This is a genomic window from Variovorax sp. P2_H12 (genome assembly GCF_056403395.1).
Genome location: NZ_JBFUFO010000007.1, coordinates 1 through 12,266 on the forward strand (window position 1 = coordinate 1; position 12,266 = coordinate 12,266).

General features: G+C 63.9%; 15 protein-coding genes. 6 read left to right on the forward strand and 9 right to left on the reverse strand.

What is annotated here, in order from left to right:
• Positions 1-226: 226 nt before the first annotated feature.
• The 4 genes from AC1DYK_RS06180 to AC1DYK_RS06195 all read right to left on the reverse strand — a co-directional run bounded on the left by AC1DYK_RS06180 (position 227) and on the right by AC1DYK_RS06195 (position 5,118).
• Positions 227-2,386 (reverse strand): amylo-alpha-1,6-glucosidase, encoded by a 2,160-nt coding sequence (locus AC1DYK_RS06180; protein ID WP_478165459.1) that lies wholly within the window; start codon positions 2,384-2,386, stop codon positions 227-229.
• Positions 2,387-2,414: 28 nt separating this feature from the next.
• Positions 2,415-3,479 (reverse strand): glycosyltransferase family 4 protein, encoded by a 1,065-nt coding sequence (locus tag AC1DYK_RS06185; protein ID WP_478165460.1) that lies wholly within the window; start codon positions 3,477-3,479, stop codon positions 2,415-2,417.
• 284 nt (positions 3,480-3,763) lie between these two features.
• Positions 3,764-3,922, reverse strand: a complete 159-nt coding sequence (locus AC1DYK_RS06190; protein WP_478165461.1) for a DUF3309 family protein — start codon at positions 3,920-3,922, stop codon at positions 3,764-3,766.
• Positions 3,919-5,118: a DesA family fatty acid desaturase gene (locus tag AC1DYK_RS06195; protein ID WP_478158132.1), complete on the reverse strand. Its 1,200-nt coding sequence runs from the start codon at positions 5,116-5,118 to the stop codon at positions 3,919-3,921. The genes AC1DYK_RS06190 and AC1DYK_RS06195 overlap by 4 nt, the downstream gene beginning before the upstream one ends.
• Before the next feature lie 233 nt (positions 5,119-5,351).
• Here AC1DYK_RS06195 and AC1DYK_RS06200 point away from each other — a divergent pair, with 233 nt between their 5' ends.
• Positions 5,352-5,525, forward strand: coding sequence for a BON domain-containing protein (locus tag AC1DYK_RS06200; protein ID WP_478165462.1), 174 nt, complete (start codon positions 5,352-5,354; stop codon positions 5,523-5,525).
• Positions 5,526-5,678: 153 nt separating this feature from the next.
• The gene (locus AC1DYK_RS06205; protein ID WP_478165463.1) at positions 5,679-7,112 is read left to right on the forward strand and encodes an AsmA family protein; all 1,434 of its coding nucleotides are present in this window, start codon (positions 5,679-5,681) and stop codon (positions 7,110-7,112) included.
• A gap of 420 nt (positions 7,113-7,532) precedes the next feature.
• On the opposite strand, the gene AC1DYK_RS06210 is transcribed toward AC1DYK_RS06205, so the two are convergent.
• On the reverse strand, positions 7,533-7,757 hold the full coding sequence (locus tag AC1DYK_RS06210; protein ID WP_478165464.1) for a hypothetical protein: 225 nt from the start codon (positions 7,755-7,757) through the stop codon (positions 7,533-7,535).
• A gap of 110 nt (positions 7,758-7,867) precedes the next feature.
• Entirely contained in the window at positions 7,868-8,212 is a 345-nt protein-coding gene (locus tag AC1DYK_RS06215; protein ID WP_478165465.1) for a hypothetical protein, read from the reverse strand.
• On the opposite strand from AC1DYK_RS06215, the gene AC1DYK_RS06220 reads away from it, so the two are divergent.
• Both AC1DYK_RS06220 and AC1DYK_RS06225 read left to right on the forward strand, forming a co-directional pair.
• Positions 8,193-8,531: a hypothetical protein gene (locus AC1DYK_RS06220; RefSeq protein ID WP_478165466.1), complete on the forward strand. Its 339-nt coding sequence runs from the start codon at positions 8,193-8,195 to the stop codon at positions 8,529-8,531. The genes AC1DYK_RS06215 and AC1DYK_RS06220 overlap by 20 nt on opposite strands.
• A 678-nt stretch (positions 8,532-9,209) precedes the next feature.
• The gene (locus AC1DYK_RS06225) at positions 9,210-9,449 is read left to right on the forward strand and encodes a hypothetical protein (RefSeq protein ID WP_478165467.1); all 240 of its coding nucleotides are present in this window, start codon (positions 9,210-9,212) and stop codon (positions 9,447-9,449) included.
• A 610-nt stretch (positions 9,450-10,059) separates the two neighbouring features.
• Here AC1DYK_RS06225 and AC1DYK_RS06230 read toward each other — a convergent pair.
• Together AC1DYK_RS06230 and AC1DYK_RS06235 are read right to left on the reverse strand one after the other, a co-directional pair.
• Positions 10,060-10,275, reverse strand: coding sequence for a hypothetical protein (locus AC1DYK_RS06230; protein WP_478165468.1), 216 nt, complete (start codon positions 10,273-10,275; stop codon positions 10,060-10,062).
• A gap of 129 nt (positions 10,276-10,404) precedes the next feature.
• Positions 10,405-10,626 (reverse strand): hypothetical protein, encoded by a 222-nt coding sequence (locus AC1DYK_RS06235; protein WP_478165469.1) that lies wholly within the window; start codon positions 10,624-10,626, stop codon positions 10,405-10,407.
• A gap of 231 nt (positions 10,627-10,857) precedes the next feature.
• On the opposite strand from AC1DYK_RS06235, the gene AC1DYK_RS06240 reads away from it, so the two are divergent.
• Together AC1DYK_RS06240 and AC1DYK_RS06245 are read left to right on the forward strand one after the other, a co-directional pair.
• Positions 10,858-11,034 (forward strand): DUF3606 domain-containing protein, encoded by a 177-nt coding sequence (locus AC1DYK_RS06240; protein ID WP_478165470.1) that lies wholly within the window; start codon positions 10,858-10,860, stop codon positions 11,032-11,034.
• Positions 11,035-11,159: 125 nt separating this feature from the next.
• Complete coding sequence (locus AC1DYK_RS06245) at positions 11,160-11,486, forward strand: hypothetical protein (protein WP_478165471.1); 327 nt, start codon at positions 11,160-11,162, stop codon at positions 11,484-11,486.
• Between the two features lie 222 nt (positions 11,487-11,708).
• On the opposite strand, the gene AC1DYK_RS06250 is transcribed toward AC1DYK_RS06245, so the two are convergent.
• A complete protein-coding gene (locus AC1DYK_RS06250) occupies positions 11,709-11,987 on the reverse strand; it encodes a DUF3303 domain-containing protein (protein WP_477650274.1) in 279 nt (92 codons plus the stop codon).
• Between the last annotated feature and the right edge of the window lie 279 nt (positions 11,988-12,266).

Below are 12,266 nucleotides of genomic sequence, written 5' to 3' on the forward strand. Positions count from 1 at the left end.
AGCGAATGCCACCGGCGAAGTTCGCCGAGCTGCATCGCCAGCGCGCTGGCGACGCAGCTCGATCCAGCTCAACAACCACCGAGATCAATTAATCTTGCAACCCCGGACTTCCTCGTTATGAATGGCACGGCAGGAGGGGGCAGGTCAAACAAGCGCCACATAAGCGTGCCACGGAGGCGCAACAGGCCTGTAGGGCCGCGAAGACAACGCGCGTGGCCGGCGGCCGTTAGAGGCGCACTTCGACGCGCGTGGGTGACGCGCCGCCTTCCGGCTCGACGAAGGCCACCACGCCGCCCTCCACCCGCCGGAACGCCAAATCGAATCGGCTTGCGCCTACAGAAATGCTGCCGATGTTCAGCGAATCGATGCCGACGGGCAGCCGGGGCCTGTTGATGAGCATGCAGTCAGCCTGTGCGTCGATTTCCACCCCCAGGCACGCCTGCAGCAGCATGAACACCGATCCAGCAGCCCAGGCCTGCGGGAGACAGGCTACCGGATAGGCGATGGGCGATTCGCCCGGCGAACGCTTGAATCCGCAAAACAACTCGGGCAGGCGCAGCCCGAAGAACGCGGCGGCCTCGAACAGGTTGTTCAGCAGATGGACCGCGCCATCGCGGTCGCCATACCGCGCCACCCCCGCGGCGCAAAGTGCCACGTCGTGCGGCCAGACAGAGCCGTTGTGATAGGACATCGGGTTGAAGCGCGCCATGTTCGAAGGCAGCGTGCGCACGCCCCACCCGGAATCAAAAGCGCCCGAAAGAAGATGCCGAGCCACGATGCGGCCACGTTCGAGCGAAGGGAGGCCGCTGAACAGGAGGTGGCCGGCGTTGGAAGCGCGCACGCGGCAAGGGCTGCCCTTGCCGTCAAGCGCGATCGCATAGAACTCGAGATCGTCCTGCCAGAAGGCTTGCTCCACCCGAGCCGCCAGGGACGACGCAGACTTGCTCCACCGTTCAGAAGCAAGGTCATCGCCACGACGGGTTGCCAGCGACGCCATGCCACGCAATGCCGCATACGTGTAGCCCTGTACCTCCACCAAGGCGATCGGTCCAACCGGCGAGCTGCCGTCTTCGTGGAACACGGAGTCGTGGCTGTCCTTCCAACCCTGGTTGGCGAGCCCGGTGGCCTCTCCGCGTGCGTAGCTCAGGAAGCCGCCATGGCGTGCCACGTTGCTCTCGATCCACGTCATTGCCGCCACCAGCGCGCTCCATATGCCATTGATGAATTCGAAGTCTCCGGTGTGCTGGGCATAGGCTGCGGCGAGCATTACGAACAGCGGGGTGGTGTCGACGCCGCCGTAGTACTTGCCGAAGGGCAATTCATTGACAGCTGCCATCTCACCCTTGCGCGTCTCGTGCATGATCTTGCCCGGCTCGGCGTCCCGGAAGGTCGACGTCTCGAGCGCCTGGTGAGCCGCCAGGAAAGAAAGCACCCCACGCGCAAGGGCCGGATCGATCCAGAGCGTTTGCATCGCCGTGATCACCGCATCGCGGCCGAAGGGCGTCGAAAACCATGGAATGCCGGCGTAGGGATACGGGCCGGTGGGCAATTCGGTGGTCAGCAACGCGAGGTCGGCCTCGGACTTGTCGATCCATGCCTGGAACAACCGATTCGATACACGCAGCCGCGAACCACGGCGGCGGTGCAGCCGCAGGATGCAGCGTGCCTGCGCCGCGGCATCACGGTAGCTCTGGCGCGACGGCAGGGTGTGCGCGGTCCCGACCTCGACATACAACGTCCAGCGTGCGCGTCTGGCTAGAAACACCTCGAATTCGGCGTGATCTTCGGTCAAGCGTTGCGGCACCTCGGAAAACGACACCACGACGCTGCGCCATACGGCGTCGAGACCCTGATAGCGCAATGCGACGCCGCGGTCATCGACTTGCGCGTCGGCGGGATCGCCGCGCTTGTTCCGGCTATGGCCTCGCACCTCGAACATGTCCCGGAAGTCGGCTGCGTAAAGCAGTTGGATCGGCACGCGCGCCGCCTCGTCGCTGTAGTTGGCAAGGGAAATGCGTTCATACACGCGGGCGTCCCACAGAAAGCGCCGCCGTTCCAGATGTATCACGCCCTCGGGCATCGAGGTTTCACCCAGCGGCGGCAACGGGTGGTTGGTCATGTTGGCCGTGAAGAAGGCGTTGTCCTGGCTCACCGCGCTCGAAAGGAGCGCCGGCTGGAGCCCGTCCATCAGCAGGCGGAAAGTCGACAAGAGGCGGGTGTCATTGTGGAAGAGGCCGTCACCCTCTCCGGTGACATCGCCAAACGCATCGGCGACCAGGAAGGTGTCGCCTTCCTTCAAGACGAAAAGCCGCTGCCCGGAGCGCGCAGGCGGGGCGGGCCATGCATCTTCCTGCGTCACCGTGGATTTTTCTGCTGCCGCGCTCAAGGCACCGCTCCTTCAGGTCCAGGTCTCTTCATGCCGCCTCGCCTTCGAGCAGCGAGGCTCGGCTGTCGCGCGCGAGCTGCCAGTAGAGTTGCGCGTAGTGCTGCGCCATTGCTTGCGCCGTGAAGCGCTCTTCGAATACGGCACGTACCCGTGCGCGCGGCAGACGCCGCACGGCTTCGACGGCCTCGGCCGCTTGCGCGACGTCGTCCACGATGTAACCTGTCACGCCGGGGTCGACGATCTCGGGCACCGATCCACGGCGCCAGGCAATCACCGGCGTGCCGCAAGCCATCGCCTCGATCATCACCAGGCCGAACGGTTCGGGCCAATCGATCGGGAATAGCAGCGCGCGCGCGTCGCCGAGGAACTGGCTCTTGTGCTCATCGTCGATCTCCCCGAGAAATTCGACCAAAGGGTGGTCAAGCAGTGGGCGAATCTCGCGCTCGAAATACTCGCGATCGACGTTGTCGACTTTCGCGGCGATGCGGAGCGGAACGCCCGACACCTTCGCGATCTCGATGGCGCGGTCCGGCCGCTTCTCAGGCGAAATGCGACCGAGGAAAGCCAGGTAGTCGCCGCGCGCCGAATCACTGAACCGACAGCTGTCTGCGGCTATGCCGTGGTGCACGGTCGCGTACCAGTTGCCATCGGGCAGCGGCTTGCGTTGGTTGTCCGAAATAGACACGAGCGGATACTTCTTCCATCGGCGGTAGGTATCGGGCAGGTCGGCGATGTCGAGCCGGCCGTGCAGTGTCGTCAAAGTACGCGCGGCGACATCCTCGAACAAGGGAAAGTGCAACATGTCGATGTGGAAATGCAGCACGTCGAACTCGTCGGCCATGCGCCGTACCTCATCCAGCATCGACAGGTGGCTCGCGAGGTCGGATTTGAGCACGGCAGGGTCCAGCCGGATCGCCTGCCTGCGCGTCGCCACGAGCGTGGCTCGCGTTCGCGCCTCGCCGGACGAGAATAGGGTGACTTGATGGCCTTGGTCCACAAGCGCGTCGGTCAGGTGAGCGACCACCCTTTCGGTCCCCCCGTACAGGTAGGGCGGAACCGCTTCGTAGAGCGGTGCGACCTGAGCAATTTTCATGGCTGCTCTCCTAGGTGCTCGAAGAAAAACTCGGGGGTGCGCGGAATGTGCCGTACTACCTGCGCGTGTTCATCAAGGCAGACAAATCGAGCGGGGACGGTCTGTAAAACATAGATGCTGCGGCGTATATGAAAGCCCAGGAGGCCTCGACGCAGCGTAGGCTGTCGAGGGGCCGCTAGTGCGGTGACGTGGGGCGGTCGGTAAGCTACCGGCTTGTTTTTCCATGCTCAGTCTCCTGGCGACGGCATCGGCGCCTGGAGGTATCGATCAACTCAGCGCGAGGGCTAGATCTTTCCCATCAACAACAGAACGACCAGGACCAGCAGTACCAGCCCGATACCCCCGCTGGGGCCGTAGCCCCAACCCCGACTGTGGGGCCAGCTTGGAATCGCGCCGAGGAGCAGCAGAACCACGATGATCAGCAGAATTGTTCCCAATGTCATTTCATTTCTCCTGTCAGTGAGTCGTAGCGGCGCAGTACTCGAGAGAATTCGCGCAGAGCACCAACGCCGCTTTGCTCAGCGCGCCGGCACCAGTCTTCCAACAGTTTCACCAACTGCTCCTTCGAGGCGGCGGATCGGCTCCACAGATCAATGAGTTCTTGTCGCATCGAGTAGATGGTGCTCAGCACCGCGCTCGAATGCAGAGTCTGTTCCAGGGCGGCGCGCTCCTTCTCCGGCAGTCCCCTCGCGTCCCTTTGCAGCAAGTACTTGACCGAATCCAGCGCTCTGGAGTCGGTCGAACTCGGGATCGTGCTCGCCCGCAGGCGGAGGAGTTCCTCCACGGCGATCGGGCGCAAGAATCTGGCGAACTTGGCCAGCACGTCGTACCTGTGGGTGATGACGGCCTGCAGGGTACCCATGTCGCAGCGAGTCTTGGATGCGTTGTAGCGAATCCTTGGCGCCACCTTGCGCACCCTGGCCAAGTGGATCATTTCCAGGATGCGGATGTACATCCAGCCGATGTCGAACTCCCACCACTTGCTGGACAGCCTGGCGGAGGTGACATAGGCATGGTGGTTGTTGTGGAGCTCTTCGCCGCCGATCAGGATGCCCCACGGCACGACATTGCTGGAGCTGTCGTTCGGCGCGAAATTGCGATAGCCCCAGTAGTGACCGACGCCGTTGATGACGCCGGCGGCGAAGAACGGGATCCACAGCATCTGCACCGCCCACATGCTGAGCCCGATCGGGCCGAACAGGGTGACGTCGATCATCAGCACGACCCCAATCCCGAGCCGGGTGTGTCTCGCGTACAGGTTGCGCTCGATCCAGTCGTTGGGGGTGCCACGGCCGTACCTTTCGAGCGTTTCGGCGTTCCTGGATTCCAGGCGATAGAGCTCGGTGCCCTCGAACAGCACTTTCCTGATGCCATGGATCTGCGGGCTGTGGGGGTCTTCGGACGTTTCGCAGTTGGCGTGGTGCTTGCGATGAATCGCCGCCCATTCCTTGGTCACCATCCCGGTGGTGAGCCACAGCCAGAAACGGAAGAAGTGGCTGGCGATGGGATGCAGTTCCAGCGCGCGATGTGCCTGGTGGCGATGCAGGAAAATGGTGACCGCAGCGATGGTGACGTGGGTCAAGCCCAGCGTGACCAGCACAAGACCCCACCAGGGCAGATCGAGCAGGCTAAGTTGCATCACAAGGTCCACGGCAGAACGGCGCACCGACGTCCGATGATTTCGGACGTGGTCACGATGTCCCTGTCCGCAATCCTAGTCAGGCCCGGGCCGCCGTCTGTGCGCTACCGTACCAGCGCCGGATGACTGTCATTTGGTAGCATGGAGCGAGCCATGGGCGTTGTCTGTGCGCCACCGTACAGTCAAGACAGATCCGAAGCGATGCCGCTATGGCCTGTATCTTCGTCGACAACATGGACATCGACGCGTCCAGCATGCGCGTCGAGACGCTCAATGGCACCATCATGCGGTCTGACTTCGCCAGGAACGCAACGGAAAAGAGCATGGCCGAGAGCCTCGCGTGCAAGGTCAACGGTGTGAAGGCGGTCAAGAATGAGATCGCCGTGCGTCCCTCGGTCCCTTCGTAGTGGGACGGCCGCGTTCGTGAGGTTTGGTGGCTTTTCGTCCCGTGCTCCTTTGCCTTCGACGTCGCCTTGGACTCGCGGCACCAACACTCTCGTCCCACCGGCGCGCGCGAGTTTGTCTGATAGCGAACACCGACCTCGGTGACAGCTGAGCCGATGGCACGATCAACCAGAACCCTCCTCTCCGTCGCCATCGGGGTGGCGGGTCTTCTCGTCCTGGTCGCGGGGGCGCTGTTTTTCCTTGTGGACGGCAACGTCGGCAAGGCGCGCTTGGAGGGGGCGGCTTCGCGCGCCTTGGGGGTGGAGGTCAGCGTCGGCGGACGGCGGGGAATCAGCTTCTTCCCCGGCATGCTCGTCACGCTCGAGGATGTGCACATTCACAACATGGGGAGGGACCTCGCATACGCGAAGCAGGCCAGGATCGAGGTCGGCCTGCTGCCCCTACTCAAGAACGAGGTGCAGGTCGAGAGGATCACGCTGCAACACGCCACGGTCTCCATCGAGAAGGACCGCGATGGCCGCTTCAACTTTGAGCAGCCGGAGGCCGCCGCAGCAACGCTGCCTCCACTGGACTGGCCGAACGTTTCCCTTTCGCACGGGACGCTCGTCTACGTGGACCAAGGATCCGGGGGAGGGTTCGAGGCTGCGGATTGCCGCCTGGACATGCATCGCCTGCGGTTTTCGGGCGGGCAGGTCTCGAACCTCATCAAGGACCTTTCATTCACCGCAGAAATCGCTTGCGGGGAGCTCCGCAACGAGGGCCTCACGGTGTCGGATCTGAAGTTCTCGGCCGTCGCGAAGGACGGGGTCTTCGATCTGAGCCCGCTCACGGCGTGGATCTTTGGCACGCAGGGATCGGGGAGTCTACAGGTGGACGTTTCGGGCGCCGTCCCGCAATACCGCATCCAGTACTCCCTCCCGCAGTTCCCCATCGAGGAGTTCTTCAAGACCATGGCGCGGCAGAAGGTCGCAGCAGGCCGGATGGACTTCTCCGCGAACCTGTCGATGCAGGGAACCGGGAAGGAGATGCGGCAGTCCGTGAAGGGGCAGATCTCGCTGCGCGGCAAGAACCTCACGCTCAGTGGCGGCGATCTGGACGCGAAGCTTTCGCGGTTTGAGTCCAGCCAGAACTTCAGCCTCGTGGATGCGGGGGCCTTCTTCTTCGCCGGGCCTCTCGGCCTGGTGGTCACCAAGGGGTATGACTTTGCGAACATCCTTCAGGGAACGGGTGGCAGCAGCGAGATCCGCGCTCTCGTGTCCGACTGGAAGGTCGAGCGCGGCGTGGCCCACGCGCAGGATGTGGCGATGGTAACGAAGGAGAACCGCATCGCCTTGCGCGGAGGGCTCGACTTCGTCAACGGCCGGTTCAACAACGTAACCATGGCGCTGATCGACGCGAAGGGCTGCGCCAAGGTGCGGCAGCGAATCAACGGCACGTTCCAGAATCCGCTGGTGGAGCAACCGAGTCTGCTCGCGTCCCTCACCGGGCCTGTGCGCGGACTGTTGCAAAAGGGCAGCGAGCTCTTTGGCGAACGCTGCGAAGTGTTCTACACCGGTTCGGTGGCGGCGCCCAGCGAGACGCGCAGGTAGTCGGGCCTTCGGCCTCGATGCGCAGCAAGTACTCCATGCGATAGACGATGCCCGGTGCGACATTGCGCGTGCGGCCGACGGTGAGCAGCAGCGCATCGTCCGCGGGCCGGTGAGGCCTGGCACGAGCGCACGTTCAAATGCAGGAACAGTACATCGCAGACTCGGACCGCCAACTTGTACGCCGGTGCGAACGCTGCGAAGGGCTGATCGAGCCCGGCATAGGCATCGCCCTCGACGTGATCGCCGCTCCTGCTGGAGCTCAGGTACAGCGGCCGTCCTGTCAATCCCTGACATGCCTCCGAAACTGCCCAGCGGTGGTCGGAGCACGTTGCGGACTTCAACGCCTTCCCGCGTATACCGATCGGCGCGCCCGAGAGCCACGCACAGACCTCGCATGGCCGCTCCGACTTTAGCCGGCGATCACTCGGATTTTTGGACGGCCGATTGCTGCACCGGCTCGGCGGCCTCGCTCGCGCTGATCTCGGCCAGGTCATCGAGGTTGAGGCCTCGCTCCTTCCAGCGGTCTTTGCGGGCGCCGCCGGCCTTCTCGCCGGCATCGGTGATTGGCGCTCTCGGCGCGGCGTCGGCCTTGGGCACCTCGGGGGTGGTCCCGAAGATGTCGGTCTGCCCCTGCGCGGTCGCCACGTCGGCGGCACGATCGCTGCCGGTGTGGGTGAACTGGCCTCGCTCGGCGTCGGCCTTCTTCCTGCCTGCGGTTGCTTTCTCGCCGGCGGCCGCGCGCTGCTGCTGCCGAACTACCTGTTCAGCGGTTGGGGCTTCAAGCCTTCGGCTGAGTCGCGATCGGCGAGGGCATCGCCTTGATCATCTGCGCCCGGCTGGCCACGGTTTTCCGTCGGCTCGGTTGCACCTTGCTCATGGCCAGCACGAATCGAATCATTGCTTTCCGCCCGTCGGGCCTCTGCGGCAATTTCATCTTGGATCTCCTGTTCGGTTGCGTCCAGCGCTCGAAGGGCTTCGATGATCGAATTGTCGGCCGCGCCCAGCTCGCTGCGGTCCCACGGGATATTGTCCAGCTCGTCGGCTGCGTCGGTCGGGAGCGCCGGGTCGGCGGCCGACTCCGTGGCGCAGGAGTACGACACGCCCGAGCGGCGCGCGGCCGAGTCGGCTGCTGCCGTGGCCAGCGTCGAGCAGAACCTCGCGCAGCAGCGTGGCGCCACGCTGCGCGAGCAGGAGCGCGCCGGCGTCAAACCGGCCAGCGGCCGCACCGCCGACCTCCAGACCACGCTCGATCTCAACGCCGCGAAGCTCAAGGCCGGCGCCGGGAACGCGGCCTCCAAGGCCATCGAGACCGTCGGCTATGCCCGCAAGATGGACGCCGCAAACCTCGGGCGGAACATCGCTTCCAGCCAGGGCACCACGCCGCTGACCAGAAGAACGCAAACATCGCCGCTGGCGTGAGCGCTGCCGCAACGATCGCTGCGGCGGTCGTTGTGATCTACCGTCGAGCATGAGAGTCGGTCCTATCGCGGCACATGCGGCAGCCGCAAACGCCACCTTCGGCGAGGCCACCACAGCTGCCCCTTAGCCGCGCCGCGACCCACGCCACTGACCCCGGGGGCCCCCGATCACGCGCCCTGCAGCCCGGGGCGGCATCGCTCGCAGCCTAGACCGGGCCGGCTAGACGAGGCACCGGTCGACGGGCATCGACGATGCGCAGCAGGTGCGACGCGAGCATCGCGATTTCCTGAGCTTGGCCTGGGTCGGTGATCTCGCGGGTTACGCTCACAAGGCGTGACCCGTTTGTCTTTGCGACTGACAAATTCTTGGGTCGTCTCGTTTCCAGTCAGGGCAAAAGGTCGGTGGTCGACCTTGGAGAAAGGGTCCATCCCTCTCAGCGTCCCTCTCAGCGGCCGCGCTCCGGCGAGGCGTCGAGCAGGTCTGCATCCGGATAGTCCGATGCCACGAGTGGCCCGATCACTGCCGCTGTCAGCTTCTCGTCATCCGCTTCGGCAGCGCGGCGCGCTTCTTCGCGACGGCGGCGCGCCCGAGACTCGCGGGGTTTTCGGTCATGGTTCGGAACTCATCTAGGCTTACCCGAGGACAGACACGGTATATAGGAAACACCGGAGGTTCGTCATGCCCATGGACTACCTGCGCAGGATCGAGAACGCGGAATTTCCGCTGACCGTCACCGACGTCAACGAGATCGGGTACGTCGCGATCCTTAAGGCGGCCGGCCTGGTGGAAGCAGCAGTTCCTCTCCCGCATCGAGATCCGGACGGCACCACCGTACAAGGACCGGCGATCGTCGCCGAGATCACACAAAAAGGGCGCGAAGAACTGGCGCGACACGGCGGCAGTCCGCCATCGTCTTAGCCGCTCGATGTCCCGGTGGATCTGTTCTGTACGGCCACTTGGGTCGTAGCGGGCCTCGTACCAAAGACGCCATCAGGATCCTCTTCAGTCAAGAACTTGAAGGCCAGTGCGCCGACGGACACGAGGAGCACAAACACGATGACCCAAATCAGTGCCACATCCGAGGCGCTTCGGTGGGATTTCATGACACCCCCCTTTTTGATGGGTCGTAGATCATTGCACATCTTCCGGTGTGCAGCACTGTCAGACGGATGCGCGTGGCGCTGAACGAAAAACCCGCCAAGCTTGCGCGGGTCGGGTTCTTTGGGCGGCATTTCCCCCTTGCGGGGATCCTGGCAGAGCGTGAGCCCTGGGGCGTTTTGTGCGGCCGGGACGGAGGCCGTTGTCTTGAGGGCGAAACACCGGTGTCGTTGGTGTCTGCGGTCTCTGGTGCAGATGCCACACCATAAGGTTCACTTGCGAGGTGCAATACCGTCTCAGGTGCTGGCCACCATCCATGCCCTCGCGGACGGCCTCGAAGGCGGCGCTCGCGATCACTTCCAGAAGCTGGCCCGATACGCTCGGATTGCCGGTGCCACCTCTAGGAATCCTGAATCGGAGTGACAGGGAGCTATTCAGACGCCGAATCGTTGTAGCTCTTCGCAATCGGTTCATTCACCTCGCTGTCGATATAGCTGGACAGCGTCTCGTCAAGGATGGGCACCTGTCCATTGAGTAGCCGCGTTCGGGCCGCTTGCACCGCGGCTTTGTGAGCAGCCTCCGGCATGCTGCGTCCGTTTAGATAGTCGGCAACCAAGGCTTCGGCGGCTTCCAAGAAAAGAGACATGCGCATCTCCCCCGCCGGGGGGCATACAGACCTTTCGCGGCAAGACTGACAGCGACCAGTGTGCGCGCTCTAGCGAGGTTCGTCGCTCGGCGCGCGAAATGGCCCCATTTGAATATCCGCCTGGTCCAGTCACGAGTCGTAGGGAATGTGATCGTCGCCCACGGGGCGGGGACGGTTGTGATACGCCTCAAGCCAAACCTTGAGGCGACGATCCAAACCTTCTTCAGCGGCCTCCTGATTGGGGCTGCGTGTGCCGTCAAGACCACCGTCGCTCTCAACCTTCATGTGCCATTCGGGTGAGGGGAACGGGGGAGGGCCGGCGCCGCCATTGAAGTGGCTTTGCATCGTCATCGAGACCCTCTAGCGCGCCGGTGACGTTGCGTTCGCTGGACGTACTCGCACCGTCTCCGGCACGGACTGGGTACTCCTAGGCAATACCCTGCGGCAGCGTGTCTCGATGGGGTCCGCCACCCGCTGGATCTCGGGCGCGCGACTCTCTCCCGCAGACAGATGCAGCGTTGTCTTACCTGCCCCGACCTGCTGAAGCCGCACGCTGTGCTTCCACGAAAAAAGGAGCGACGTATGGCCGACGACCTGAGCAACCGCGGCCCTCAAGACTGGGCCGAGATCAATGTGAACGAAGACCACGACGTGCGGTACTGGACCGCGGCCTATGACGTGACCGAGGCCGAGCTCCGCCTTGCGGTGGCAGCGGTAGGGACCTCGTCCGAGGCGGTACGGGAGCATCTCGGCCGGTAGTGTTAAAGAGAATCGGACGGTCGCCGGCACTGGTCCTCGAAACAGCCTCGGTTGTCTGGGCGGTCTAGGCGGTCTCGAAGCCGGCGGCCGTCCGCCCGACTTCAGCAAGATTGGGGAGATCTGTCATGTCGATGGAATTGCTCCAGGCGCTCGCCGATGCGGAGATGCCTCTTGAGATCGTCAATCCGAGAGTTCAGCAGGAACTCAAGGTTCTTCACCACGCCGGCTACATCATCTGCAGCTTCCCCGCGGCCGCAACGGGCCAACCTCAGCCTGCGTGCGTCCACATGGTCACGGTGCTCGGCCGCCGGGCGTTGAGGTGTTTCGGGCCGATCCCTCGCATGCCGGACTGGCGTGACCTCTGGCGAAGGCGTCGCGACACCACGAAAAAGCCCGCCCAAGCGGGGGATCAGCGCCTCCATGCCGAGCGCGCGACACGCTCGCGCCGATGATTTCTGGTGCAAATCAGCATCTGGGCGAACACATCGGGCCTGACGAGGTGGCGGCCGATCTGTGGCGCGACGAGCGCTTGCGAGAGATGGCACCCGCGGCGGCGGCCGTGGAGTGGCTGCAGCCGTTGAGAAGCGCGGCAGAGGCGCGCGGCCTCACATGAAAAAGCCCGCGCTGGGCGGAGCTGGTGCGGGGGGCCTGCGAGCGTTCGCCTGGGGAACGAGCTACTTGCGTTGCAGACCGGCTAGCACGGCACCCAGTTGCTCGTCGTTCAGGGCCGGGTGTATTTCCAATTCCATCAGATCGGACCACTCCAGAGCCCAACGCGCCATCGCGGAGGCGTCGTCCGCCTCACTGATGCTGAATCCCGTACCGTTCGCCACGTCGTGCCAGCGCCCGAGCATTTTGACGCCCTGTGGGGCCTGCCCACCCGTCTTCGCGAAGCGCTCGATGACGGCATTGCGATTGCCGGAAAGAACGCGCCAATGGCCAATGAAAAGCATGATGTTCTTCCTCTTTTTGCGGCACCGTGGAGGTGCGATGCGGGCGAGTGCCGCGCGAGCATCGCCAGGCATTGGGTCATGCCCTTGGTCATTGATAGTCGATCGCGCCCACATCTACAACCCGGCCAAGTCGGCGACCGACTGGTTGGCTCCCGAGGGGATCAACAAGGGGGTCCGCGCCACCCGAGGCGTGGCAATACCTGCGGCTGGCACCGGTCGAGGTGTTCGACGCCGGACCGATCTAGGTAGGCGAAAAGGTCTGGTCGCCACAGTGCCTGT